Source organism: Kitasatospora sp. NPDC097643 (assembly GCF_040302625.1).
GTDB lineage: Bacteria > Actinomycetota > Actinomycetes > Streptomycetales > Streptomycetaceae > Kitasatospora.
Genome location: NZ_JBEOSA010000098.1, coordinates 1 through 24,036, shown reverse-complemented (window position 1 = coordinate 24,036; position 24,036 = coordinate 1). Strand labels below are relative to the sequence as shown.

Sequence of the window (24,036 nt, the reverse complement as noted above, 5' to 3'; positions counted from 1 at the left end):
GTCATTCCAACTGAGTGGATTTCTGACGGGCGCTCTTCCGACCGGCCCGCCGCCCGCCGCCCGCCGCCCGCCGCCCGCCGCCCGCCGCCCGCCGCCCGCCGCCCGCCGGCCGCCGGGCGGTCCGGCCCGCCGCCGCGTGGAGCTGGCGAGGGGTGGTGGCCGCCGCGGTCTTGGGGCGGGGAGGACGTCCGCGTCACGGTCACGGCTGCGGGGGAGTGGGCGGGCGGCGCGGGTACCTGGGCGGGTCGTCGATGGCCCGGGGCGGGCGTTTCGGGGCCCGCCGCCGGGCGGGCCGCTTGGGTGGGCGGCAGCCGGGTGGCAGGTGTGCCGGACCTGGCGCCGACGGACGCGGGCGCTGGTGGGCGCAGGACGGGCCCCGGGTGCGGGGGCGGGGTTTCAGGGGAGGGAGCGGGGGTGGGCCTCGGCGTCGGCGGCGGCGACCACGGCGCGTAGCAGGCCGGGGAAACGGTGCTCGAGTTCCTCGGCGCGCAGTGCGTTCATCTTGGTGGTGCCCACGTAGTACTGGCGTAGCAGGCCGGCTTCACGCAGCACGTTGAAGTGGTGGGTGGAGGTGGAACGGGAGACGGGCAGGTCGAAGGCGCCGCAGCTCAACGGCGCGTCGCAGTGGGCGAGGCGGTGTACCACCGAGCGCCGGGCCGGGTCCGCCAGCGCCTCCAGCACCTGCTGGACGCTCAGGTCCTCCACACCCGGGTGCACGATCACCCGCGCGTTCGCGCGTGCTCGTCCCACACCCACCACCCCTTCCCAACGCCGACCCCCGTCCTGGCTGTCCGTGAAAAACCGCGCACCGCGCGCGACTTCATCCCCGACGCTACTACGCCCCGCCGCGCGCCACGCCCGCCGCGCGCCCGGCGGACACGCCCCGGGCGCGCCTTCGCAACAGGGCCGCAACACCACCCCCACCCCCACCACCGCCCCCGCCGAACCCGCCACCGCCCGCCGCCGAACCCGCCACCGCCGGACCTGCCATCGCCGCCGCGCACATGGGCGGGCGGACCCCCGGGGGCGCCGCGCCGCCGCTGCGGTGCGCTGTCCCGCCGCAAGGGGCGGGGTCGGGCCGTGCCCCGCCGCGCGCGCCCGCCGCCGGCCCTGCCATCGCCACCCGGACCCGCCACCGCTCTCGCTCCTGCTCGCCGCCGGACCTGCCATCGCTGTCGCGCACGCCGGCGGGCGGACCCCTGGGGAAGGCCCGCCCGCCATGCCGTCGCCGCGCCGCCGTGCCGCTGCCGTGCCGCTTCGGCGGCTGTCCTGCCGAGTCAGGCCGTGCCCCGCCGCGCCCGCCCCCTCGCGCTGCTGCCGTGTGGTCACCGCGTCGTCGCCGTGAGGCTGCCGTGCCGCCCCACCCCCTGCGGTGGCTGTCCCGCCGAAAGGGGTGGGGTCGGGCCGTGCCCCGCCGCGCCGGCCCGCTGCGGACCCGGCATCGCTCTCGCTCCGGCTCGCCGCCGGACCTGCCATCGCTGTCGCGCACGCCGGCGGGCGGACCCCTGGGGAAGGCTCGCCCGCCCGCCCGCCGTGCCGTCGCCGCGCTGCCGTGAGGCTGCCGTGCCGCTGCGGTGGCTGTCCCGCCGAAAGGGCCGGGGGTCAGGCCGCGCCCCGTCGCGCACGCCGGCGGGCGGCCCCCGGGGAAGGGGGCCCGCCCGCCGCGTTGCTGCGGCGCCGCCCCTGCGGGCCCTTGCGGCGGCTGCCCCGCCGCAGGGGCCGGGGGTCAGGCCGCGCGGACCGGGGGGCCCGCGGGGCGGTCGATGCGGCCGAGGGCCAGTGGTTCGAAGATGCCCATCAGGACCGGGTCCACCGCCCGGACCACCTGCGGGGCGGGGACCACGGGGGCGGGGGAGCGCAGCAGCGCCAGGTACAGCTCCTGTGTCTCGGCGGCCGGGTCGATGCCCAGTTCCTCCGCCAGGACCTGACGCAGCTGCTGGTAGCAGCGCAGTGCCTCGGCGCGGTTGCCGGCCGCCGCCAGGGCCTCCATCCGGCACCGGTAGGCGCTCTCACGGAACGGCGCCCGGCGTACCGCCTCGTCCGCCCAGCGCAGCGCGTGGTGTTCCTCGCCCAGCGCGGAGGCGGCCAGGCTCGCCGTCTCCAGCGCCGACATCCGCAGCTCCTCCACGTGCTCGCGCACCCCGCCCGCCCACTCGCCCTCGTGGTCGGGCAGGAACGCCCCGCGCAGGTTCGCCAGCGCGCCCGCGGACAGCTGCTGGGCCACCGGGAACGCCCCGGCCGCGTACGCCTCACCGGCCTCGCCGACCGCGCTGGCCGCCGCCTCCAGGTCCACCGCCGCGTCCGCGGGCAGCCGCAGCACGTACCGCCCGCCCTGCGCGATCAGCGGGGTCGCCCCCGGGCCCTGACCGGGCGCGGTGACGAACGCCCGCACCCGGGAGACGACACTGCGCAGCGCGGAGGCCCACGTGTCGGGCAGGCCGTCGGGCCAGATGGTGTCGGCGAGCTGGTCGCGGCTGGTGCCGGCGGAGCGCTCCAGCACCAGCCGCGCGAACGCCACCTGCGCCTGCGCGCTGGACAGGTGCCGCGGGGTGCCGTCGTCGTGTTCGATCGCCACCAGACCGGTCAGTCGGATCAGCATCGCGCCGCCCCCGATCTGCCGGATGAACTGTCTTCCCGGAAGCCGTTCAATCTGCTCCAACCCCCTTGAGCCGAAACGGAGCCGGACGCCCGTGAAGCCGGGCCATCGGCTCTGGAAACCTGGACCGGAAAACACCGCCGATCAACCGTTCGGTTTCAGCGGATTTCGACCATACATTCGGCGGCGCTCGCCGTGTCAACACCGGTCGGCAAAACATACCCGCCAGCCGGTCCATACGTCGTGGACGACAGGTTTTTGCACGTCAGAGCCTTACCGCAGGCCCGGCGGGCGGCTATTGCGGATGCCTTGCGCATCCTGCCGTAGAAATGTAGCCATCCTTGAGCACCCCGCGTGAAGGCTTCGAGAAAAGGGACGCCCGCCCGCACCGGACGCCGGCACGCCGGGGAAAAACCGGGCAATGCCGCGAAAAACCCGCGGAAAGAACCACGGGAAGAACCGCGGGAAAGACCGGCGGAAAACCCCGGAAAACCTCCGGAAGGCAACCCCGCCGCCCGCACCGCCCGCACCGCGCAGCACCGCACCGCCCGCGCAGCACCGCACCGCCCGCGCAGCACCGCGTCAGCCCGTACCGCGCAGCACCGCGTTTGCCCGTACCGCGTTTGCCCGTACCGCCTGCCCCCGCACACGAATGGAGACCCGCCCGTGAACGCCACCGGAGCATGGGACCGCCTGGAGCCGAAGCTGGCCGCCACCCTGGCCCGCGTGGCCGCGCTGGAGCCCGAGCCCTCGCGCCGCAACAGCTTCGTCGCCTACACCATGGAACGCGACAGCGCCTACTGCGACCTGGACGGCGAGCGGCTGCTCATGATGTCCGGCTACAGCTACCTCGGCCTGGCCGGCGACGAGCGGGTGGTGGCCGCCGCCAAGGCCGCCGTCGACGTCTACGGCACCGGCAACCACGGCGTGCGGGCCCTGGCCGGCACCATCCCGCTGCACGAGGAACTGGAGGCCGAGGTCGCCCGCTTCGCCCGCCGCGAACGCGCCCAGGTCTTCGGCTCCGGCTACGCCGCCAACGTCGGCACCGTCGGCGCCCTCGTCGGCCAGGGCGACACCGTCCTGATCGACAAGTACGACCACGCCAGCATCGTCGACGGCTGCCGCCTCTCCGGTGCCACCGTGACCCGCTTCCGCCACAACGACGTCGACCACCTGGAACGCCGCCTCAAGGCCGCCTCCCCCACCGGGGTGCGCCTGGTCATCGTCGACAGCGTCTACTCCATGGACGGCGACATCGCCCCGCTGCCCGAACTGCGCGAGGTGTGCGACCGCCACGACGCGCTGCTGATGGTGGACGAGGCCCACGCGCTGGGCGTCATCGGCGCCACCGGCGGCGGCATCGAGGAACACTTCGGCCACCGCTACCGCGTCGACATCAAGCTCGGCACCCTCTCCAAGGCCATCCCCTCCATGGGCGGCTGGGTCGCCGGCTCCCACGAACTGATCGGCCACCTGCGCTACGCCGCCCGCCCGTTCCTGTTCTCCGCCGCCCTCGGCCCCGCCCAGACCGGCGCCGCGCTGGAGAGCCTGCGGATCCTGCGCCGCGAGCCCGAACGCGTCACCCACACCCAGACCCAGGCCGCCCGGCTGCGCGCGCGCCTGAACGAGGCCGGGATCTCCACCATGGACTCCACCACCGCCGTGCTGCCCGTCATCGCCGGCTCCGACGACGCCGCCTACGACTACGCCACCGCCTGCCGCAAGGCCGGCGTCATCGGCCTGCCGGTGGTCACCCCGGCCGTGCCCAACGACCTGGCCCGGCTGCGGATCGCGGTCACCGCCCGGCACAGCGCCGCCGACATCGACTTCGCCGCCGAGGCGTTCCTGACCGCCGCCGCCCAGACCGGCCTCATCTGACCCGACCCCCCAGGCCCACGAGGCCCACGCCCCGGGCCCGGGCCCACGAGGCCCGGCACCCCGGGCCCGGCACCCCGGCCCGGGCCGGTGCCCCGGGCCCACCGGCACCCGACGTCCCGTCACCGCACCACCCCCGCACCACCCGTACCTCTCGCACTGCCCGCACCACACGTACCGCGCCCGCACCGCCCGTACGGCCCGCACCACACGCACCGCGTCCGTACCGCCCGCGCACCGCGTCCGTACCGCCCGCGCCCCGCCCGTACCGCCCGCGGCCCCCCGCCGGGGTGCCCCGCCTGCCCGCAGGCCGCCGAAGGAGGAGACCAGAGCATGGCACCAAGGCGCCACGCCCGAACGCCGATCGCCGTCACCGGCCTGGGCGTCGTCAGCCCCGCCGGCCACACCCCCGACGCCCTGTGGCAGACGGTACTCGCGGCCCGGCCCACCGCCGTCGCCCTGAGCGACCCGCAACTGGCCCGCCACCGGGTCCGCCTGGGCTGCCCGGTCACCGAACTGCCCCAGGACGCGGCCCTGCCCGCCAAGGACGCCCGCCGCCTGGACCCCTTCGCCCACTACGGCACCCTCGCCGCCCTGGCCGCCCACCGCGACGCCGGCGCCCCCGACACCGACCACACCCGCACCGTCATCGTCGTCGGCAACGCGGTCGGCGGACGCACCACCAGCGACCGCGAATCCGCCCTCTACACCACCGACGGGCCACTGCGGGTCAGCCCGCTGATGCCACTGGTCACCATGCCCAACGCCGCCGCCGCACAGATCGCGATGCGCCTGGGCTGGCGCGGCAGCGCCCTGACCATCGCCACCACCTGCGCCTCCAGCGCGGACGCCATCGGCCTGGCGGCGATGCTGCTGGAGACCGGACGCGCGGACGTGGCGATCGCCGGCGGCTGCGAGGCCACCCTCACCCCCGTCACCCTCGCCGCGTTCGGCAACCTCAACGCCCACTCCCGGCGCAACGACGACCCACAGCGCGCCAGCCGGCCCTTCGACCGCGACCGCGACGGCTTCGTCATGGGCGAAGGCGCCGGCTTCCTCGTCCTGGAACGCCTCGACGACGCCCGCGCCCGCCGCGCCCGGACACACGCCCTGCTGGCCGGCTACGGCTCCAGCGCCGACGCCTACCACCTGTCCAACCCGCGCCCCGACGGCGCCGGCGCCGTCGCCGCGATGCGCGCCGCCCTCACCGACGCCGACCTCACCCCCGCCGACATCACCCACGTCAACGCCCACGGCACCTCCACCGTGCACAACGACCGCGCCGAAGCCGCCGCGCTGCGCACCGTCTTCGGGCCCCACGGCGTGCCCGTCACCTCCACCAAGGGCGTCATCGGCCACCTGATCGGCGCCGCCGGCGCCGTCGAGCTGATCGCCACCGTGCAGGCCATGAACGCCGGCCACGTCCCTCCCACCGCCAACCACGAACACACCGAACAGGGCCTGGACCTCGACGTCGTCCACACCACCGCCCGCCCCATCCGACCCGGCGCGGCCCTGTCCAACTCGTTCGGCTTCGGCGGCCACAACTCGACCCTGGTGGTGACCCCGCTATGACCCCGACCACACCCCTGCCCACCCCCGCCGCGGACACCGCCCAGGCCGCCGGCGCCGCACAGGCACTGGTGCAGCGCACCCGCACGGCCACCACCCCCGCCGCCCTCACCGCCTACCGCACCGCGGCCCGCACCCACCTCCCCACCCCCACCGGCCCCGGCACCGGCGCTGTGGCGGCCAGTCCCGCGCACCCCTTCGTGCTGGCCCACACCCTGGCCCAGCACACCGTCACCACCCTGACCCGCGACGAGGACGGCTTCACCGGCGTGGTCCACCTCGCCCAGGAGATCCGCACCCACCACCCCCTCACCCCGGGCGCCGACACCGACGTCACCGTCACCGTCACCAGCGCCCGCCGCGAGGCCCGCGGCACCCGCCTGGCCCTGACCACCCGCCTGACCCACGCCACCACCGGCCTGCTGCTCGCCGAACTCACCACCACCGCCCTGCTCACCGGCGCCACCGGCATCGCCCCCTTCGGTACCCCGGCCCCCGCCCCGCACCCCGGCACCACCCCCAGTGGCGAGCCCCACACCCTCACCCACACCCTCACCCACGAGGACATCCACGCCTACGCCCACGCCTCCGGCGACCTCAACCCGATCCACCTGGACGACGCCGCCGCCCGCACGGCCGGCTTCCCCGGCGTCCTCGCCCACGGCATGCACCTGGTGGCCCTGGCCGCCGAGGAGATCACCGACCGCCACGCCGACGGCGACCCCACCCGCGTCCACGCCCTCGGCGCCCGCTTCGCCGCCCCCGTCCACCCCGGCACCCCGCTGCGCCTGACCCTGCAGCCCTACGACCAGGGCACCGTGGTGCGCTTCACCGTCGCCACCGAGGCCGGCACCGCCGTCAAGGCCGGCTGGGCCGCCGTCACCCCGGGAGCCCACCAGTGACCACCACCCCCACCGCCGCCGCCACCGCCCCCGCCGCTGCGGGCCGGCAGGTGCCGCCCCTGGCCCTGCCGGACGCGATCCTCGCCCACGCCCGCCGCCGCCCCCACGCCCCCGCCCTGCTCTGGCACGACCAGGCCGTCACCTACCGCGAACTCCTCGACACCGCCGAAACCGAACGCGCCCGCCTGAACGCCCTGGACCTGGCCCCCGGCGAAGTCGTCGGCCTGCTCGCCGCCAAGTCCCCCGCCGCGATCGCCCTCGTCCTGGCCTGCCTGCTGGAACGCCGCCCCTTCCTGCTGCCCTCCCCCCAGCTGGCCCCCGCCCTGCTCACCGCCCTGTTCACCCAGGCCGGCGCCCGCCACCTGCTCACCCCCCACGACCAGACCACCACCCCCCTGCCCGCCGCCCCGCCCCCCACCACCCCCAGGCCCACCCTCGCCGCCGGCACCTCCTTCATGCTCACCACCTCCGGCTCCACCGACCTGCCCAAGATCGTCCCCCTCGCCCTCAGCGCCGTCGACCGCTTCACCACCTGGGCCCACGACACCTTCGACCTCGGCCCCGGCCGCGTCGTCGCCAACTACGCCCCCCTCAACTTCGACCTGTGCCTGCTCGACGTATGGGCCACCCTCGCCGCCGGCGGCACCGTCCTGCTCATCGACCCCGCCCACGCCCTGAACGCCCGCCACCTGCTCACCCAGCTGCGCCGCCACCGCCCGCACGTCCTCCAGGCCGTCCCGCTGTGCTACGCCCTGCTCGCCCAGGCCGCCACCACAGCCAACGGCGGCGGCGACAGCGGCGGTGACGGCGGCGGTGACGGCGGCGGGGTGGTGCTGGACAGCGTGGAACACGCCGCGTTCACCGGCGACGCCATCGACGCGCGCACCCTCGCCGCCCTGCCCGCCCTGCTGCCCGGCGCCGCCCTCTACAACATCTACGGCTGCACCGAGACCAACGACAGCTTCCTGCACCGCCTCGACCCACTGGACGCCACCGCCGCGCTGCCCCTGCCCATCGGCACCCCCCTGCCCGGCGTGCACACCCTGATCGCCGGCCCCGACGGCACCCCCGTCACCGGCGCGGGCGCCGGCGAACTCTACGTCTCCACCCCCTTCCAGACCGCCGGCTACCTCGACCGCGCCCGCGACGCCGGCCGCTTCACCACCACCCCCGGCGGCGCCGGCGAAGGCCGCCGCTGGTTCCGCACCGGAGACCTGGTCACCCGCGACGACACCGGCCGCCTCCACCTGACCGGACGCTCCGACTTCCAGGTCAAGATCCGCGGCGTCGCCGTCAACACCGCCGAGGTCGAACGCGTCCTGCTCGCCCACCCCGACGTCCTGGAAGCCGCCGTCGCCGCCAGCAGCGACCCGCTGACCGGCAAACGCCTGCACGCCGCCGTCCAGCGCACCGCGCACTCCGCCCTCAACACCCTCGTCCTGCGCGAGCACCTCGCCCGCAACCTGCCCCGCGCCGCCGTCCCCGAGCGCCTGGCCATCCAGGACACCCCCCTGCCCAAGACCCCCACCGGCAAGGTCGACCGCAAGGCCGCCCTGCCCGCCACCACCTGAACCAACCCCACCTTTACCGAAGAATCCCAACGCTGTTCACCGACAAGGGAGTTGAGCACACCATGAGCAACATCACGCAGATCAAGCGGTTCCTGATCGAGGAGTTCCTGCCCGACATCACCCCCGACCAGCTCGCCGACGACCACGACCTGCTCTCCGACGGCGTCATCGACAGCCTCGGCGTCCTCAAGCTGATCGCCTGGGTCGAGGACCACTTCACCCTGCCCGTCGACGACACCGACCTCGACCCGAACAACTTCCGCTCCGTCGCCGCGATCGACCGCTTCATCACCCAGCGCCGCGCCGCCGCCCCGGCAGCCACGGCCGTGGCAGGCGGCTGACCCGTGCACCCGGCCCTCACCACCCTGCTCGCCGAACACACCGTCGACCTCGACACCTGGCGCTCGTGGTGGGACCAGCTGGAACAACGCCCCCTGGGCCCGGCCCGCGACAGCGACCGGGCCCAGGCGGCGGCCCTGCTGGCCCACCTCAGCGCCCGCCTGCCCGGCCCCGACACCCTCGCCGCCCTCCTCACCTCCCTCACCGAACGCAGCCCCGACCCCGGCCCCGCCCACCCCGGCAGCGTCAACATCGTCGGCACCGGCGGCGGACCGGCCACCTTCAACCTCTCCACCGCCGCCGCCCTGACCGCCGCCAGCATGGGCATACCCGTCGTCAAAACCGGCTCCCGCGCCTACACCAGCACCGCCGGCTCCATCGACCTGCTCGAACGCCTCGGCATCACCCTCACCTCCTCCCACACCCACACCGCCGACCAACTCGCCCGCCACGGCATCGCCTTCGCCGGCCCCCACGTCTACCCACCCGCCCTCACCCGCCTGGCCCGCGTCCTGTTCCCCCTCACCCTCAAACCCTTCGGCCGCTTCCTCAACACCCTCGGCCCCCTGCTCGCCACCGTCCCCGTCACCGCCCAGCTCACCGGCGTCGCCCACACCACCCACCTCGACGCACTGCGCACCCTCGCCCCGCACGTGAACGGCCGACAGCTATGGCTGGCCCACAACAACGCCGGCGCCGACGAACTCCTGCCCTTCGCCGACAACACCCTGCACACCCCCACCCGCACCCTCCACCTCGCCGCCGGCACCCTCGCCCCCGCCAGCGGCACCCTCACCGACCTCGCCCCCCACCCCGACGACCTCACCGGCCACTTCCTCACCGCCCTGACCGCCGACGCCCACCCCACCGCCACCCACACCATCGCCCTCAACGCCGCCGCCCTCGCCATCGCCTCCGGCCGCCACACCCACTGGAACACCGCCTACACCACCGCCCTGGACGCCCTCGCCGACGGCGCCCCCCGCGCCCTGGCCACACGCCTGCGCGCCGACCACAAGGCACCCGCCCATGCCTGACCCCACCGCACCCACCGTGTCCACGCCCACCGCGCCCACCGTGTCCACGCCCGCAGCGCCCGCCGTGCCCGCTGCGCCTGCCGGGTCCGTGCCCACGCCCGCTGCGCCCGCCGGGTCCGCTGCGCCCGCCGGGTCCGTGTCCGCCGCGCCGGGACCGGGCGGTTTCTTCCCGCCGCGCCCCGACGGCCACCCCGGGCTCGCGGTGTTCCTCAACGCCGGCGACCCGCCCCACCTCCTGGCCGACCTCGCGCTGATGCTCGACGAGGAGGGCGTGGAGGTCCTCGAACTCGCCGTGCCCTTCCCGAACTCGCCCACCGACGGCCCCGTCATCCGCCGCTCCGCCGCCCGCGCCCTGGCCGCCGGCACCACCCTGGACACCGTCCTGGCCGAACTCGCCCGCCTGCGCCCGGCGTTGAAGCGCCTCAAGGTCGCCCTGCTGGCCGACTGGAGCCACAGCCTGCGCCACCGCGACCCCGCCGAGCTGTGCCGCGCGATCGCCGCCGCCGGCGCCGACGCCCTGCTCGTCCACGCCCTGCCGCCGCGCCTGCGCGCCACCTGGCACCACGCCTGCCAGGACACCGGCCTCGCCCAGGTCACCACCTGCTACCCCACCTCCACCCCCGAGGTCCTCGCCGACGCCGCCCGCGCCGCCACCGGCGCCTACGTCTACCTCGTCGCCCACTACGGACGCTCCGGCACCACCCCCGCCGCCGGCCACCAATCCCTCGCCGACACCGTGCGCACCCTGCGCGCCCACACCCCGCCCACCGCGGGGCCGGTCCCCGTCGCGGTCGGCTTCGGCGTCAAGAACGCCGCCGACCTCCAGGCGGTCGCCGCCGCCGGAGCCGACGCCGCGATCGTCGGCTCCGCCGCCGTCGCCCGCCTCGAACACGACCTCGACACCGGGGGCGACGTCGTGGCCGGCCTGCGCGCCTACCTCCACGACCTCCGGCCGCCCCGCTCCCCACAGCCGGGCCCGGCCGGACGCACCACCAGCACCACCAGCACGACCGGCACCGCGAGCACGACCAGCACCGCGAGCACCACCAGCACGACCGGCACCGCGAGCACGACCGGCTCCGCCACGGGTACCACCGGCCGCGCCGGCACCCCCACCACCCTCACCCGCTGACCGAAAGGGCCAACCAGCATGCTGATCCGCGACCTTGACGACGTGAAGACCGTCGAGTGGGGCAACGGCGTCTCCCGCCGCTTCCTCCTCGCCAGCGACGGCCTGGGCTACAGCCTCACCGACACCATCGTCAACGCCGGCACCAAGTCCCGCCTGGAGTACCGCAACCACCTGGAGGCGTGCTACTGCATCGCCGGCTCCGGCGAGGTCATCGACATGGACGGCAACGCCCACCCCATCACCCCCGGGCGCCTGTACGCCCTCGACGAGCACGACGCCCACTACCTGGTCGCCAGCCCCCACGAGGACCTGCGCCTGGTGTGCGTGTTCTCCCCGGCACTGCGCGGCGACGAGGTCCACCAGCTCGACGCGCACTCCTCATCCGCCTACTGAGGCCTCCTCCTTTTTCACGACCCGAAGCAACGTGCCGGTGCCCGCGCGCCGGTTGGACACCCCGGGCCCCGCACACGGCGGGCCCGGGAGGAAGGCGGCAAGAACGTGATCCGCTGGAACGCCGACCAGAACGCCCTGCGCGAGGGCCTGGCCCGCTTCGGGGACGACCTGAGCGCCGGCCACATCGAAGGCGACGAACAAGCAGCCTTCTCCCACGACAAGTGGCGCCTGATCCAGAAGACCGGCATCCTCTCCCTGCCCTTCGACGAACGCCACGGGGGCCTGGGCCAGTCCCTGCTCACCACCATGTACGTGCTCGAGGGCCTCGGGCAGACCTGCCGCGACGGCGGCCTGAACTTCTCCGTCACCACCTCCATGGCCTCCACCGGCGTGCCCCTCCAGGCCTTCGGCTCACCCGCCCTCAAGGACACCTACCTGCCGCGCATCGCCTCCGGCGAGGCGATCGGCGCGCACGCCATCACCGAGTCCGAGGGCGGCTCGGACGCCATGCAGATGCGCACCCGCGCCGTGCGCGCCGGCGACGACTTCGTCCTCACCGGCGCCAAGACCTTCGTCTCCAACGGCCCCGTCGCCGACGTCATCGTCGTCTACGCCCGCACCCACCCCCAGGGCGGGGCCCTCGGGGTGACCGCGTTCCTCCTGGACCGCGACATGCCCGGCCTGTCGACCGGAAACCCCATCAAGAAGATGGGACTGCGCACCTCCCCGCTGTCCGAGCTCTACCTCGACGACGTGCGCGTGCCCGCCTCCCGGGTCATCGGCCGCGTCGGCGGCGGCTTCCTCGTCCTGGACCACGTCATGAAACGCGAGATCCTCTACTCCTTCATCGTCAACACCGGCGAGATGCAGCACCGCCTGGCCCGCTGCCTCGACTACGCCAAGACCCGGATGTCCTTCGGCAAGCCCATCGGCTCCTACCAGTCGGTCGCCAACAAGATCGTCGACACCAAGATCCGCCTGGAGACCGCCCGCAAGTGGCTCTACGACACCGCCCAGCGCCTGGAAGCGGGCGAGAACGTCACCGTCGACATGGCCATCGCCAAACTCCTCACCAGCGAGTCCAACCTCGCCACCTCGCTCGCCGCCGTCCAGGTCTTCGGCGGCAACGGCTACATGGCCGAGTACGGACTGGAGAAGGACGTGCGCAACGCGGTCGCCGGCACCATCTACTCCGGCAGCAACGAGATCCAGTACAACCGCATCGCCGCCATGCTCGGACTCGGCAAATGACCGCCCCCACCGCCCCCGCCTCCGTCGCCCCCGCCCCCGCCTCCGCGTCCGTCGCGTCCGCGTCCGCGTCGGTGTCGGTGTCCGCCGCCTCGTTCGGTGCGCTGCTGCCCACCCGCGCCCCGGCCGGGTTCCGCCACCTGAAGGTGTGCGGGGCCCGCACCCCGGGCGACGTCGCCCTGCTCGCCGAACACGGCCCCACCCTGGTGGGCCTGTGGCACGGCGTGCCCGGCGGGCCCGCCGACCTGAGCGCCGAGCGCCTGGCCGACCTCGCCGCCACCGCGATCCGCCTGGGGCTGGAGCCCGTCCTGGTCACCTTCCTCGACGACCCCGTGCGCCTGGCCGCCCTGGCCCGCGACAGCGGCATCCGCTGGATCCAGCTGCACGCCTACCAGAACCCGGCCCTGGTCGCCGAACTGCGCGACCTGCTGCCCTACGCCGTCATCGTCAAGGTCCTGCACATCAGCCGCGGACGCTGCCTGGAACGCCCCTTCATCCGCGCGTTCGAACGCGCCGGCTGCGACCTGTTCCTGCTCGACACCCTCACCGACGACGGCCGCGTCGGCTCCACCGGCCACACCCTCGACCCCGCCGACGTCCTCACCCTGCTGCCCCGCCTGAGCATCCCCTTCCTCCTCGCCGGAGGACTGAACGCCGCCAACCGCGACACCTACACCACCGTCACCGACCACCCCCTGTACGCGGGCGCCGACATCGACACCGCCGCGCGCAACGGGGCCGGCCACTTCACCCACGAGGCCGTCACCGCCCTCGCCCACGCCTGGCACCCGCACCCGCGCCTGAAGGAGGCGTACGCTTGACCTCTCCCCCAGCTGAAGCAGGGGGGATTCTCCCCTCGCGGGTCGAGCTTTCTGCTTCGACGACAGCAGCTGCCCCGAATCAACGGCAGGGGACGTTGGTACGCCCAGCAGTCTTACGCCAGCTCCACAGACCTGACATCCCACCAGCCCGGCGGTAGGCCGGCCCGAAGCTTGGTTATCGCCTCAGGTCGACACGACGAGTCTACCGGGCTGCCGTCCGGTGTTATGCCGGTCCGCCCTGACGGCGAATCGACACTTCCTGTCCCGCTACCGCGGGCGATCCAATTCCTCCCCGGCCTGAAGGCCAGGGTCTCCTTGGAGGTACCGGATGACCGCCCCCACCGCCGCCGCCCCCACCGCCCCCGCCCCGGCGGGGGTGCCGCGCTTCGTCGAGGCGCTGCTGGCCGCCCGCCGCCCGCTGATCATGGAGATCAAACTCCGCGACCCCCACGGCAACGACCTGCTCGGCACGCGCAGCGTCGCCGACCTCGTCACCGCCTACCAGCAGGCCGGCGCGCCGTGCCTGTCGGTGGTCACCGGCCGCTGGTTCGGCGGCACCCCCCGCCTGCTGCGCGAGGTCGCCGCCGCCACCGACCTGCCCGTCCTGCAGAAGGACTTCCTCACCCGCCCCGCCCAGCTGGAGGCCGCCGCCGCCCTCGGCGCCTCCGCCGTCCTGCTCACCGCCGCCCTGCTGCCCGCCACCTCCCTGGCCCGCCTGGTCACCTGCGCCCTCGACCTGGGGCTGGCCCCGTTCGTCGAGATCACCCAGGAGAGCGAACTCGCCGGCCTGCCGCAGGTCGAGCGCTGCGTCGTCGCCGTCAACAACAAGGACATCCGCACCCGCGAACGCGACCCGGGCGACCTGTCCCGCAGCCTGCGCCTGCTGCCCGCCCTGCACGCCGCCGGCACCCCCGCGCCCGTCTCCGCCTCCGCCATCACCGACCCCAACGACGCGGCGCGCCTGCTCGGCGCCGGCTACCGGGGCCTGCTGATCGGCACCTCGCTGATGCGCTCCGGCGACCTGCCCGCCTGGCTGGACGCCTTCGACACCGCCCGCCAGGCCCCCGCCCGCACCGCCGCCGGTGTCGAGGTCGCCCGTGCGCAGGTGGGCGCATGAGCGCCGCCCCCGCCCGCAGGGCGGTGCGCTCCCTGGTCCTCGACGCCGCCGGCATCCCCGTCTCCGCCCTGGTCGCCGAGCCCGAACACACCCCGCCCAAGGCCGTCGTCCTGGCCATCCACGGCCGCGGCATGCGCGCCGCCTACTTCGCCGGCCCCGCCCACACCGACACCGACCTGCTCACCCTCGCCGCCTCCCTCGGCTACACCGTCCTGGCCCTGGACCGCCCCGGCCACGGCGCCTCCGCCCACCGCCTGCCGCACGGCCAGCTCATCGCCGACCAGGCCGCCACCCTGCACGCCGCCCTCACCGACTACGCCCGCGCCCACGACACCGGCGCCGGCGTCCAGCTCCTCGCCCACTCCTTCGGCGGCAAGATCGCCCTGCACCTGGCCGCCCACTGGCCCGCCGACCCACGCCTGCCCCTGCTCGGCGCCGACATCTCCGGCCTCGCCCAGACCTACGCCCCCGGCGCATGGGACCGCCCCGACGACCTCGCCGGCGGCGGCCGCCTCAACTGGGGCCCCCTGAACCTGTATCCGCCCGGCACCTTCCACGCCGCCCGCACCCTGCTCACCCCCGTCCCCGCCCTCGAATCCCGCGAACTGGCCACCTGGCCCGCCCGCTACGCCACCCTCGCCGCCCGAGTCCGCGTCCCGGTGCGCCTGACGCTGGCGGACCACGAGAACTGGTGGCGCCTGGACGAGGCGGCCCGCACCGCCCTGACCGCCGCCTTCCCACCCGGCGTGGCCCGCCTGGTCACCGCCCACCGCGCCGGCCACAACCTCTCCCTGGGCCACGCCGCCCGCCCCTACCACCTGCGCGCCCTCGCCTTCACCGACGACTGCCTCACCCACCCCACCCCGCCCATCGCGGCCCCCGAACCCGCCCTGGCCGCCGCCCACTGACGCCGCGCCGCCCCCGCCCGCGCGCCCGCCCCGGACCTGACGGATCCGAGCCCCCGCAACCCCGGGCCGAACAATGCCCCCTGCCCCCGACCGGCACGGGCAACACCCCGCCGCCGCCCCGGGCTCCCGGGCCGGCGGCGGGTGAAGGGGAGCGAGGGCTGCTCGCAGTTCTCGGCGGGCCCTGGTTCGGAGGGTGTGGGGAACGGACTCCAGCAGCGTGCGAACGTGGTGGTCGTCGCTGCAGAATCGGTATCGTCGTGTCCGTAGCAGGGCATGTGCTGAGCGGATCGAACAGCCGGAGCCGGGCGGTTGCCCTCACCGCGGGGTTTCGGCAGGCGTGGGCCACGCAACCCAGGGCAAGGCATCACGCCACCTGGAGCGCCCGAAGGCCCAGTCCTGGAGTACCTGCGCCACGGTCTCGTGGCCGTACAGGTCGAAGGGTCCCTCCACCCGTGCCTGGAAGTGGAAGTCCGGTCCGCCGTCCCGGAACTCGATCTGACAGCTCATGTCGTCGTTGAGACAGACCTGCATGTAGTGCTGGCCCGCCGGTTGCGCGTCCAGCCGTTCGACGATCACCCAGCGGTGGCGCAGATTCATCTCGCTCAGTAGATCGAACAGCGCGTCCTCGGACGGGTCGTCCCAACAGTCTCCGCCCCAGGTCCTCGCCCGCAGCACCGGCTTCACCATGGGGGCGACCCTAGCAATGTCGATCCACTCACGACACGGGCCCTGCGCCAGGTGGCGCCCGGCCACTCCTCGCCCGCCTACGGGCGGAGGTTGGCCAGCGCCTGCGGAGTCAGGTGTCGGGCGAGTACGGCAAGGGCATCGGCGACTTCCTGAATCCGTTGCGGATCGTCGGCACCGAGCGCCTTGGCGAGTGCGTCGTCGATCGTGGTCGCCCGGACCTGTGCCACCCGGTCCGAGATGTCGGGGGACTGCCGGACCAGGAGGCGGCGGCGGTCCGCGGGGTCGGGTGCTGTCGTGATCGCGCCCGTCTCCTTGAGGCGGGCGACGGCGGTGGACACCTGACTCTGCGGCAGGCCGGTGCGTGCGGCGATCTCACCGACGGCACTGTCCGGATGGGCGGCAATGTCGCTCGCCGCGATCAGGACGGACCGGACGCTGCCGGGGTGGAGCCCGCCGCCGCCCTCCGGCTCCGGCATGGCCTCTTCGCCGATCTTCATCAGGGTTCGGCCCAGCAGGAACAGCTCTACTCCGTTCATGCCGCCACAGTACATCCAACTCGATGCATCTATGTTGATGCATCGAGTTCGATGGAATATTGTCGTGGCTGGGCCCGGAAGTTCCGGGGCCCAGGCGAAGGGGTGGATCCCGTGCGGAAGTGGCACGCAAACCCGTGGGCCGTCCTGGTGACGCTCTCCCTCGGGTTCTTCATGACCCTGCTGGACCTGACGATCGTGAACATCGCGATCCCGGAGATGATCGACGGGCTCGGCGCCTCGCTCGACCAGACGCTCTGGGTGGTCAGCGGCTACGCACTGGTCCTGGCGGTGCTGCTGATCACCGCCGGCCGCCTCGGCGACCTGTTCGGGCCGCGCAATCTCTTCGCCGCGGGGCTGGTGATCTTCACCCTGGCCAGCATCGCGTGCGGGATGGCCGCGGGCCCCGGCCTGCTGATCGCCGCCCGCGCCGTCCAGGGGCTGGGCGCCGCCCTGCTCGTGCCCCAGACGATGACCCTGATCGTCTCGGTCTTCCCGGCCCAGCGGCGCGGTACCGCGATGGGGATCTGGGGCATGGTCGCCGGTCTCGCCACCCTGTCCGGCCCCACCCTGGGCGGCGTCCTGGTCTCCACGGTCGGCTGGCGCTGGATCTTCCTGGTGAACGTGCCCATCGGCGTGGCCGCGCTCGCCCTCACCTTCCTGGTCGTCCCCGACATCCGGCACGGCCGCAAGCGCCGCTTCGACGTGACGGGCGTACTGATCGCCACAGCGGCGCTGTTCTGTCTGACCTTCGGCCTCCAGGAGGGCGAGCACTACCACTGGGGCCCCGGCATCTGGGCGCTGCTGGCCGCCGGCGCCTCGCTCGTCGCGGGCTTCCTGCTGCACCAGCGCGGCAAGCAGAACCAGGAACCGCTGGTGCCGTTCGCGCTCTTCCGCGACCGCAACTTCACCGTCATGACCTCGCTGGTCGCGCTGGTGTCGATGGCCATGATCGGACTGGTGCTGCCGTTCAACCTCTATCTTCAGTCGGTCCTGCACATGAGCGCGATCAAGGCCGGGATGGTGCTCGCCCCGTCCTCGCTGGTGTCGATGACCGTCGGGCCGTTCGCGGGACGCCTCTCGGACCGCATCGGCGGCAAGTACCTGCTGATGGCCGGACTGACGCTGTACGCAGCCGGGATGCTTGCGATCGTGCTGATCGCGGGGGTGGCCACCCCCTGGTACGCGTTCATCCCGGCGACCGTGGTCACGGGCCTGGGAATCGGCTGCGTGGTCGCTCCGATGTCCACCGAGGCGATGCGCAACGTCGAGCCCCGGCTGGCCGGCGCCGCCTCAGGCATCAACAACACGCTCCGCCAGATCGGCTCCGTCATCGGCGCGGCGACGATCGGCGCCCTGCTGCAGGGCCGACTGGCCGCCGAGCTGGCCACCGGCAAGACGTACGCCGACGCGTTCATCGCCACGATGCACGTCACCGCGATCCTGCCGATCGCCGTCCTGGCGGCCGGAGCACTCGCCTGCCTGCTGGTACGCAACCACGCCAAGGCCAAGCCCGCAGACCCCGTACCAGCCGCGGCCATTCGGGAGACGACGCCCGCCCGCTGACCGAACGGCCCCGCTGCCGGGCCGCCAGCCCCACCGGGCGGCGGCCCGGCGGCCGTTCGTCGGACCACACGTGCGCCGACGGCAAGCACGCCCGCAAACATGGCAGCCGACTCCGCAGCCCGCGCTTCCACGCCCGGCCGGTGGTTGGTCGCCGGTGTCCGCTGGTGTACGCGGGCCCGGTACCCACCGGGCGTCGAATTCACCGGTGCGCACGGCGGTGACGAAGGCCTGCCGGGCGGCCGGTGAGACGTCGAGGCGGGAGCCGTCGGGGTCCTTGCTGTCCCGGAACCCGGCCAGGGTGCGCGCCCAGCCCGTGCCGCTCGTGCGCGTGGGCGCACGCTTCGAATACGGCCGACCGGTCGAAACACGCCGAGCCGCGAACGGTCTGAGTAGACTGCGCCGGCATGATCGGAATGGACGCTCGTTTCGTTGGTATCGCCGAGCTGGTCGAGGTCCCGCCCGTGGCGGTCGTGGTCGACGTCATGCGTGCTTTCACCGTGGCCGCCTGGGCCTTTGCCCAGGGCGCGGAAAAGATCGTTCTTTCCGAGTCGCTGGACGACGCCCTGGCGCTGAAGACCCGTCACCCGGATTGGGTGGCACTCAAAGACGGACCGCCCGCGGCCGGGTTCGACCTGGTCAACTCTCCAGGCATGCTGCGGGCCGCCGACCTTCGCGGACGGACCGTCGTGCAGAAGACCACCGCAGGGACGGTCGGCGCCCTTGCCGTCAAGGACGCCCCGCTGGTGCTGTGTGCCAGCTTCGTGGTGGCGGAGGCGACCGCTCGGCTCCTGCGGACACGCGGGAGCGGCAGTGTCACGTTCGTGGTCACCGGCGAGGACGGACAGGCCGATGAGGATCTGGCGTGCGCTGAATACATCGCCGGCAGGTCGGCCGACGCCGAGGCGGACCCTTCGGTGTTCCTCCGCCGAGCTGCCACGTCGCGCGCCGCTGCCGAGCTTGCACAGGGGGTGCGTCAGGGAGTGCACCCTGACGACGTTGCACTCTGCCTTGAGCTCGACCGGTTCCCCTTTGCCATGGTGGCGGCCTTGGAAGACTCGCTCATGGTCCTGCGCCCGTGCACCGTACCTGCGCAGGCCGACGACCCCGCGATCTGAGTAAGCGAAAGCCCACATCCGGTCGGGCATCCGGCATGTGGGGGCCATGACCGATATTCCACCTGATCGGGCTGTGCGATGGAGTGGGAAGTCGACGGGGCCGACTTCCCACGCGCGGGGCCGCCCTGGTACGGATGTCGCCGCCCCGGGACCAGAGTTCCTCGGCGCGCTCGGCGAAGCGGCCGAACACGCCGTTCTCGTCGCTGGCCTGCAGGTGCGTCACAGGCCGGCGAGGACCGTTGGGCGGGGGCGACACCGATCCGATGCCGGCGGCGTGGGAGGCTGGTCCGATGCCCGTAACCCTCCGCCACATGGACGCCCGGCTCTTCCCTGCCTGGCTTGAGCGCAGCCGAGCCGAGTACGCCAACGATCTCGTTGCTGCGGGCCAGACCTTTGAGGATGCCCACCGGCACGCGGACGAGACCATGGCCCGCTCCTTTCCCTCCGGCGCGCCGGGCCCGGGGCACGTGGTCTTCGACGTGGTCGACGACGCGGGGGAAACCGTCGGCCACCTCTGGATCGGACCGGACACGAGCGACGACGCCGGTGCCTGGTGGATCTGGGACATCGTGATCGACGCCGACAAGCGGGGCCGGGGCTTCGGACGAAGGGCCATGGTCCTCGGCGAGGAATACGCCCGGGCGCAGGGCGCTCACGCCCTTGGGCTCAGCGTCTTCGGGTTCAACACGGGTGCGCGCGGCCTCTACGAGTCGCTCGGCTATGAGACGACCTCGGTCAAGATGCTCAAGCGACTCGGCTGAGTTCAGGCGACGCTCGCTCGCTCGACCGCCGCCCCGGGGGCCCGGGGCGGCGGCGTGTGAACGCGGGTCAGTGGGTGTCGAATTCGCCGGTGCGGACGGCGGTGACGAAGGACTGCCAGGCGGTGGCGGAGAAGAGGAGGGCCGGGCCGCTGGGGTCCTTGGAGTCACGGACGGGCATGACGCCGGGGAAGCCGTCGGCGACCTCCACACAGCCGTTTTGTCCTCCGCTGTATGTGCTCTTTCGCCAGGTAGTGGGGCGGTTGCCGTTCATGCGCGGATTTCCCTTCTGATCGAGCCCGGTGGAGTGGGAAGTCGGTGGGGCCGACTTCCCACGTGCGGTGGTCGGCGCCGTCTTCGGGTCGGCAGCGGAAGGCGAGGGCGACGACGTGGCGGGCCATGTTCTTTGTAGACGCCGGTCAGTTGCTCACGGTGACTTGGCTCACGTCTCGTGTCAGGGTTCGATGCGGCGCTTCCACCAAGGCAGGTCGGGTGGCGCGAAGGGGTTGTTGAGAGTTCGCCGGAGCTGTTGGTCGTCGAGGGGAGCGAGGGCTGTTCGCAGTTCTCGGCGGGCCCTGGTTCGGAGGGTGTGGAGAACGGATTCCAGCAGCGTGCGAACGTGGTAGTCGCCGCTGCGGAGGTCGGTGTCGTCGTGTCCGTAGGAGGGCGCGATGTCTCTGCCAGAGCGTCTGGGTGTTCGACCCCAGCGTTGGAACGCGTGCGCGACCTCGCCAGCCGCAAGTCCGTGCACACGTTCAAACGATGCTATCTGTCTGTTTGCGGAGGCCGACAGTCCTCGGATGACAGCAGGCCCACGATGTCGAACCTTGAGGACGCGTTGCGGGAGCTGAGCCCTGATCTCGCCTGGTGAGCGGCGAGGCATGAACACTTCCGGGTGGGACGACGGTGTGTCCGCTGACAGTAGACCGCCCACCACCTGAGCTCAAGGCTTCCTGGGAGCTGCCGTAGGGGTCCGTGATCAGCCAGCGGGCGCCTATCCGCCTTCACCGTGTGCTGCTTGCCTACACGAGAGCGCGGTTCGGCAGACCGGCGCGCGAGTCCCTGCGGATCGCTGCGTACGGATCGACATTGGTCTTTGGCGGCACCCGGGTCCCCTGCATGCTTCTGACGCAAGCACCCTGGCGTTCTCAGAACTCGGCGACATCACTCTCAGGTGGAACCGGTGTCCCCGCAACTCACCTACAAAGCCAGGCGTGTGGTGCGCCGCCGCCCCGGGGCCCGGGGCGGCGGCGTGTGAATGTGGGTCAGCCGGCGTCGAATTCGCCGGTGCGGACGGCGGTGACGAAGGACTGCCAGGCGGCCGGTGAGAAGTCGAGGCGGGGGCCGTCGGGGTCCTTGCTGTCCCGAACCCGGCCCGGGCGCGCATCGTCCACCTCAATGCACATGCCGCCGTCGTTGTTGCGGTGGCTGCTCTTGCGTCAGGTAGTGGGGCGGTTGCCGCTCATGCGGGGTTCCCCCCTGATCGAGCGCGGTGGAGTGGGAAGTCGGCGGGCCCGACTTCCCGTGTGCGGGCCGCTAGGGTCCTCGGCGTGGCGACGGGAGGCTGAGGCTCGTGGGCGAGCGGGGCGGGAGACCGAAGAGTAGGGCGGGAGGGGCTGAGAAGACTCCGCCGCCCCGGGGGCCCGGGGCGGCGGCGTGTGAACGCGGGTCAGTGGGTGTCGAACTCGCCGGTGCGGACGGCGGTGACGAAGGACTGCCAGGCGGTGGCGGAGAAGAGGAGAGCCGGGCCGCTGGGGTCCTTGGAGTCACGGACGGGCATGACGCCGGGGAAGCCGTCGGCGACCTCCACACAGCCGTTTGACCCGCCGCTGTAGGTGCTCTTGCGCCAGCCGGCGTTGGTCACGTCAACGTCCATCCTCATAGCCCTTCCGTACCGCACGGATCATCTCCACCGATGCGGCCTGATTCAGTGCCTCGATCTGCAGCCGATCGTAGTCCTTGACTAGCGGGAGGACAGTGTCGATTTCGCGATCAAGGTAACCACGCAACTCGGTCTCCGTGTAGCCGAGAAGCTTGCGATCAGGCATGGTCAGCAGGATGACAGGAAGTGTGAACGGGCGGTCTTCGCCCAGGCCGTATGGGGCCACTTGGAGGAGGACGTTCGGCCGTGTGGCCAGATGTTCCAGGTAGAGAAGCTGCTCGATCATCACCTCGGCACCCCCGACAGGCCGGTGCAGGCAGCTTTCGTCGAGGACCGCGTGCACAAGCGGCGCAGGGGTGCGATCCAGACACTGCTGGCGTGTCATGAGGAAGGCCACGCGCTCATCGGCCTGCTCGGGAGTTGCCCTACCGCGCCGGATGTTGCCCGCCTCCCAAGCGTTCGCATAGGCCGAGGTCTGTAGCAGGCCTGGTGCGATGCCGATCGAGAACAGCCTGATCTCAGCGGCGCGGGCCTCGTGGTTGGCGTACTCGGGGAAGCCCGGGACCAAGGCCGTGTGGCGGAGCTGCCAGTACATCAGCTGCAGAGTTCCGCCGGTTTGGAGGACATCGTCGGCCTTGATGGCGAACTGCTGGCTTGGCGGGCGCTGAGCAAGTTCGACGAAGGAGACGTACGACGGGTCGTAGCCCACCTTGCGAGCGAGCTGCGCCTGGGTGAAGCCCATGGCCTCGCGTGACCTGCGGAGTTGGATCCCGAACGGGGCCCAGGGAGATGACGACGGGTCAATGTGCTTCTTGTTCACGGCGGTGCCCCAACTTTCCTTGCCCCCGAGGTCAAGTCGATTGCCGCTTCCGAGGCTAGGCGACGCCGGGCCACCATGTGCACAGAACGTGAAACTTCGATCGCAGAGGGTTCCATTCCATGGCCAACGACCAGGTCCCCCGTCTCCACGGCTACGGGGTGCGCTTCGACCCCGCCGCCCGGCTCTACCGGGTCCGCAACGAGATCACGGGGGAGTGGCTGCGCCAGGACTGCGGGGAGCTCACCGGGTTCGGCTCGTTCTCCGACGCCTACAGTGCGTGGCGGGTGTTCGAGGTCCACAAGCGGCCGGGGGAGAAGTGAGGGGCTCGATGCGGTTGCCGTCCGTCGAAGTGGGCGGCTTGGCGAGCAGGCGGGGGTCACGCGTCTGAACCTGGTCTTCGACGGCGGCACCGCCCGCGACGACACCCGCCTCACCGCCGCGCCGCAGCACCGCAGCGGGCTGCTCGGTGCCCGGTTCGTGCCCGTGCGCGACCTGCCCGGCGTCATGGCGCCCTCCCAAGTCGCCCGTGTCACCGAGGCGTTGGCGGGACGCTCGCTGCCCGTGCTGCTGCACGGGCAGCGAGCGGGTGCCTGATGTCGTGGCCGGTGGCCGGGATGGGTACGGTGATCGGCCACGGCCTTGAAGGGGAGAGCATGTCGAAGATTCCGACCGACCTGCGGTTCGCCGCATCCCACGAGTGGGCCCGCCCGGAGGCGGACGGCACGGTGACGGTCGGCATCACCGACCACGTCCAGCGGGACCTCGGCACGATCCGGTACGTGGATCCGGGCTGGATGGGGCAGGTGCTGGCCAGGGGGGACATCGCCGGCCTCGTGGAGTCGGGCGACGCCGTCCTGGACATCCACGCGCCGGTCGGCGGTGAGGTGGTCGCCGTCAACGGGGCGCTGGCGGAGTGCCCGGAGTTGGTCAACACGGATCCCTACGGCGCGTGGATCCTCAGGCTGCGCCCGTCCGACCACGCCGAACTCGACGCTCTCCTGGACGCCGCCGGCTACCGGGACGCCGTCTACGGGTGAGCGCGGCAGAGGCGGCAGAAGGAAAGCAGACGAGGGAGAAGGAAGAAAGGGGGGTGGGGGGGGGGGCGGGGGGGCGGCGGGCCCCCCCCCCCCCCGGGGGGGGCCCACCAAACGGCTGTTCGGGCGT

At 73.1% G+C, this 24,036-nt stretch carries 24 protein-coding genes and 2 pseudogenes; 17 read left to right on the top strand and 9 right to left on the bottom strand.

The annotated features are described in order from the left end of the window. Positions 1–396: 396 nt before the first annotated feature. Both ABTY15_RS37155 and ABTY15_RS37150 read right to left on the bottom strand, forming a co-directional pair. A complete protein-coding gene (locus ABTY15_RS37155; RefSeq protein WP_350605913.1) occupies positions 397–750 on the bottom strand; it encodes an ArsR/SmtB family transcription factor in 354 nt (117 codons plus the stop codon). 976 nt (positions 751–1,726) lie between these two features. Further along, complete coding sequence (locus tag ABTY15_RS37150; protein WP_350605909.1) at positions 1,727–2,599, bottom strand: AfsR/SARP family transcriptional regulator; 873 nt, start codon at positions 2,597–2,599, stop codon at positions 1,727–1,729. A gap of 663 nt (positions 2,600–3,262) precedes the next feature. Between ABTY15_RS37150 and ABTY15_RS37145 the strand changes: the two genes are divergently transcribed. The 12 genes from ABTY15_RS37145 (at position 3,263) to ABTY15_RS37090 (ending at position 15,511) form a co-directional block, all read left to right on the top strand. Continuing rightward, positions 3,263–4,474, top strand: a complete 1,212-nt coding sequence (locus tag ABTY15_RS37145) for an aminotransferase class I/II-fold pyridoxal phosphate-dependent enzyme (protein ID WP_350605907.1) — start codon at positions 3,263–3,265, stop codon at positions 4,472–4,474. 330 nt (positions 4,475–4,804) lie between these two features. Continuing rightward, positions 4,805–6,046, top strand: coding sequence for a beta-ketoacyl-[acyl-carrier-protein] synthase family protein (locus ABTY15_RS37140; protein ID WP_350605905.1), 1,242 nt, complete (start codon positions 4,805–4,807; stop codon positions 6,044–6,046). Next, entirely contained in the window at positions 6,043–6,945 is a 903-nt protein-coding gene (locus ABTY15_RS37135) for a MaoC family dehydratase (RefSeq protein ID WP_350605903.1), read from the top strand. Before ABTY15_RS37140 ends, ABTY15_RS37135 begins: the two co-directional genes overlap by 4 nt. Beyond that, a complete protein-coding gene (locus ABTY15_RS37130) occupies positions 6,942–8,516 on the top strand; it encodes an AMP-binding protein (protein WP_350605902.1) in 1,575 nt (524 codons plus the stop codon). Before ABTY15_RS37135 ends, ABTY15_RS37130 begins: the two co-directional genes overlap by 4 nt. Positions 8,517–8,578: 62 nt before the next feature. Then, positions 8,579–8,857: an acyl carrier protein gene (locus ABTY15_RS37125; protein ID WP_350605900.1), complete on the top strand. Its 279-nt coding sequence runs from the start codon at positions 8,579–8,581 to the stop codon at positions 8,855–8,857. A 3-nt stretch (positions 8,858–8,860) separates the two neighbouring features. Continuing rightward, positions 8,861–9,892 carry a hypothetical protein gene (locus ABTY15_RS37120; RefSeq protein ID WP_350605898.1) on the top strand — a complete coding sequence of 344 codons (1,032 nt, stop codon included), beginning with the start codon at positions 8,861–8,863 and terminating at the stop codon, positions 9,890–9,892. Between the two features lie 136 nt (positions 9,893–10,028). Next, on the top strand, positions 10,029–11,024 hold the full coding sequence (gene trpA / locus ABTY15_RS37115) for a tryptophan synthase subunit alpha (protein ID WP_350605894.1): 996 nt from the start codon (positions 10,029–10,031) through the stop codon (positions 11,022–11,024). Positions 11,025–11,042: 18 nt separating this feature from the next. After that, entirely contained in the window at positions 11,043–11,417 is a 375-nt protein-coding gene (locus ABTY15_RS37110) for an ectoine synthase (protein WP_350605889.1), read from the top strand. 105 nt (positions 11,418–11,522) lie between these two features. Further along, the gene (locus ABTY15_RS37105; protein ID WP_350605886.1) at positions 11,523–12,668 is read left to right on the top strand and encodes an acyl-CoA dehydrogenase family protein; all 1,146 of its coding nucleotides are present in this window, start codon (positions 11,523–11,525) and stop codon (positions 12,666–12,668) included. Then, entirely contained in the window at positions 12,665–13,486 is an 822-nt protein-coding gene (locus tag ABTY15_RS37100) for a phosphoribosylanthranilate isomerase (RefSeq protein WP_350605882.1), read from the top strand. Before ABTY15_RS37105 ends, ABTY15_RS37100 begins: the two co-directional genes overlap by 4 nt. A gap of 328 nt (positions 13,487–13,814) precedes the next feature. After that, entirely contained in the window at positions 13,815–14,603 is a 789-nt protein-coding gene (locus tag ABTY15_RS37095) for a beta/alpha barrel domain-containing protein (protein ID WP_350605879.1), read from the top strand. Continuing rightward, positions 14,600–15,511, top strand: a complete 912-nt coding sequence (locus ABTY15_RS37090; protein WP_350605877.1) for an alpha/beta fold hydrolase — start codon at positions 14,600–14,602, stop codon at positions 15,509–15,511. Before ABTY15_RS37095 ends, ABTY15_RS37090 begins: the two co-directional genes overlap by 4 nt. A gap of 315 nt (positions 15,512–15,826) precedes the next feature. Here the strand turns inward: ABTY15_RS37090 and ABTY15_RS37085 are convergent, their stop codons facing one another. Together ABTY15_RS37085 and ABTY15_RS37080 are read right to left on the bottom strand one after the other, a co-directional pair. Beyond that, on the bottom strand, positions 15,827–16,198 hold the full coding sequence (locus ABTY15_RS37085; RefSeq protein WP_350605874.1) for a hypothetical protein: 372 nt from the start codon (positions 16,196–16,198) through the stop codon (positions 15,827–15,829). 77 nt (positions 16,199–16,275) lie between these two features. After that, entirely contained in the window at positions 16,276–16,734 is a 459-nt protein-coding gene (locus ABTY15_RS37080) for a MarR family transcriptional regulator (RefSeq protein WP_350605872.1), read from the bottom strand. Positions 16,735–16,845: 111 nt separating this feature from the next. Between ABTY15_RS37080 and ABTY15_RS37075 the strand changes: the two genes are divergently transcribed. Then, positions 16,846–18,297, top strand: coding sequence for a DHA2 family efflux MFS transporter permease subunit (locus tag ABTY15_RS37075; protein WP_350605867.1), 1,452 nt, complete (start codon positions 16,846–16,848; stop codon positions 18,295–18,297). 219 nt (positions 18,298–18,516) lie between these two features. Here the strand turns inward: ABTY15_RS37075 and ABTY15_RS37070 are convergent. Further along, positions 18,517–18,594, bottom strand: a pseudogene (locus ABTY15_RS37070) (DUF397 domain-containing protein); the annotation flags it as partial. A 116-nt stretch (positions 18,595–18,710) separates the two neighbouring features. Between ABTY15_RS37070 and ABTY15_RS37065 the strand changes: the two are divergent. Both ABTY15_RS37065 and ABTY15_RS37060 read left to right on the top strand, forming a co-directional pair. Beyond that, positions 18,711–19,412: a 2-phosphosulfolactate phosphatase gene (locus ABTY15_RS37065; protein ID WP_350605915.1), complete on the top strand. Its 702-nt coding sequence runs from the start codon at positions 18,711–18,713 to the stop codon at positions 19,410–19,412. A 311-nt stretch (positions 19,413–19,723) separates the two neighbouring features. Beyond that, positions 19,724–20,173, top strand: a complete 450-nt coding sequence (locus ABTY15_RS37060) for a GNAT family N-acetyltransferase (RefSeq protein ID WP_350605863.1) — start codon at positions 19,724–19,726, stop codon at positions 20,171–20,173. A gap of 67 nt (positions 20,174–20,240) precedes the next feature. Here the strand turns inward: ABTY15_RS37060 and ABTY15_RS37055 are convergent, their stop codons facing one another. From ABTY15_RS37055 to ABTY15_RS37040, 4 genes and pseudogenes are all read right to left on the bottom strand, one after another. Then, positions 20,241–20,444 (bottom strand): DUF397 domain-containing protein, encoded by a 204-nt coding sequence (locus ABTY15_RS37055; protein WP_350605860.1) that lies wholly within the window; start codon positions 20,442–20,444, stop codon positions 20,241–20,243. Positions 20,445–21,435: 991 nt separating this feature from the next. Next, a pseudogene (locus ABTY15_RS37050) lies at positions 21,436–21,597 on the bottom strand (DUF397 domain-containing protein); the annotation flags it as partial. Between the two features lie 242 nt (positions 21,598–21,839). After that, a complete protein-coding gene (locus ABTY15_RS37045) occupies positions 21,840–22,052 on the bottom strand; it encodes a DUF397 domain-containing protein (protein WP_350605857.1) in 213 nt (70 codons plus the stop codon). Beyond that, on the bottom strand, positions 22,036–22,872 hold the full coding sequence (locus tag ABTY15_RS37040; RefSeq protein ID WP_350605854.1) for a helix-turn-helix domain-containing protein: 837 nt from the start codon (positions 22,870–22,872) through the stop codon (positions 22,036–22,038). The genes ABTY15_RS37045 and ABTY15_RS37040 overlap by 17 nt, the downstream gene beginning before the upstream one ends. 119 nt (positions 22,873–22,991) lie before the next feature. Between ABTY15_RS37040 and ABTY15_RS37035 the strand changes: the two genes are divergently transcribed. Together ABTY15_RS37035 and ABTY15_RS37030 are read left to right on the top strand one after the other, a co-directional pair. Continuing rightward, positions 22,992–23,192 carry a hypothetical protein gene (locus ABTY15_RS37035; protein WP_350605850.1) on the top strand — a complete coding sequence of 67 codons (201 nt, stop codon included), beginning with the start codon at positions 22,992–22,994 and terminating at the stop codon, positions 23,190–23,192. A gap of 333 nt (positions 23,193–23,525) precedes the next feature. Further along, positions 23,526–23,909, top strand: a complete 384-nt coding sequence (locus ABTY15_RS37030) for a glycine cleavage system protein H (RefSeq protein ID WP_350605847.1) — start codon at positions 23,526–23,528, stop codon at positions 23,907–23,909. The last annotated feature ends 127 nt before the right edge of the window (positions 23,910–24,036 follow it).

What these genes read in the sequence shown, in the direction of transcription:
- ABTY15_RS37080 (WP_350605872.1), bottom strand. Translation starts at nt 16,734, where the DNA reads ATGAACGGAGTAGAGCTGTTCCTGCTGGGCCGAACCCTGATGAAGATC.
- ABTY15_RS37085 (WP_350605874.1), bottom strand. Translation starts at nt 16,198, where the DNA reads ATGGTGAAGCCGGTGCTGCGGGCGAGGACCTGGGGCGGAGACTGTTGG.
- ABTY15_RS37125 (WP_350605900.1), top strand. Translation starts at nt 8,579, where the DNA reads ATGAGCAACATCACGCAGATCAAGCGGTTCCTGATCGAGGAGTTCCTG.
- ABTY15_RS37095 (WP_350605879.1), top strand. Translation starts at nt 13,815, where the DNA reads ATGACCGCCCCCACCGCCGCCGCCCCCACCGCCCCCGCCCCGGCGGGG.
- ABTY15_RS37110 (WP_350605889.1), top strand. Translation starts at nt 11,043, where the DNA reads ATGCTGATCCGCGACCTTGACGACGTGAAGACCGTCGAGTGGGGCAAC.
- ABTY15_RS37035 (WP_350605850.1), top strand. Translation starts at nt 22,992, where the DNA reads ATGGCCAACGACCAGGTCCCCCGTCTCCACGGCTACGGGGTGCGCTTC.
- ABTY15_RS37135 (WP_350605903.1), top strand. Translation starts at nt 6,043, where the DNA reads ATGACCCCGACCACACCCCTGCCCACCCCCGCCGCGGACACCGCCCAG.
- ABTY15_RS37055 (WP_350605860.1), bottom strand. Translation starts at nt 20,444, where the DNA reads ATGAACGGCAACCGCCCCACTACCTGGCGAAAGAGCACATACAGCGGA.
- ABTY15_RS37090 (WP_350605877.1), top strand. Translation starts at nt 14,600, where the DNA reads ATGAGCGCCGCCCCCGCCCGCAGGGCGGTGCGCTCCCTGGTCCTCGAC.
- ABTY15_RS37100 (WP_350605882.1), top strand. Translation starts at nt 12,665, where the DNA reads ATGACCGCCCCCACCGCCCCCGCCTCCGTCGCCCCCGCCCCCGCCTCC.
- ABTY15_RS37030 (WP_350605847.1), top strand. Translation starts at nt 23,526, where the DNA reads ATGTCGAAGATTCCGACCGACCTGCGGTTCGCCGCATCCCACGAGTGG.
- ABTY15_RS37045 (WP_350605857.1), bottom strand. Translation starts at nt 22,052, where the DNA reads ATGAGGATGGACGTTGACGTGACCAACGCCGGCTGGCGCAAGAGCACC.
- ABTY15_RS37150 (WP_350605909.1), bottom strand. Translation starts at nt 2,599, where the DNA reads ATGCTGATCCGACTGACCGGTCTGGTGGCGATCGAACACGACGACGGC.
- ABTY15_RS37065 (WP_350605915.1), top strand. Translation starts at nt 18,711, where the DNA reads ATGGACGCTCGTTTCGTTGGTATCGCCGAGCTGGTCGAGGTCCCGCCC.
- ABTY15_RS37140 (WP_350605905.1), top strand. Translation starts at nt 4,805, where the DNA reads ATGGCACCAAGGCGCCACGCCCGAACGCCGATCGCCGTCACCGGCCTG.
- ABTY15_RS37060 (WP_350605863.1), top strand. Translation starts at nt 19,724, where the DNA reads ATGGACGCCCGGCTCTTCCCTGCCTGGCTTGAGCGCAGCCGAGCCGAG.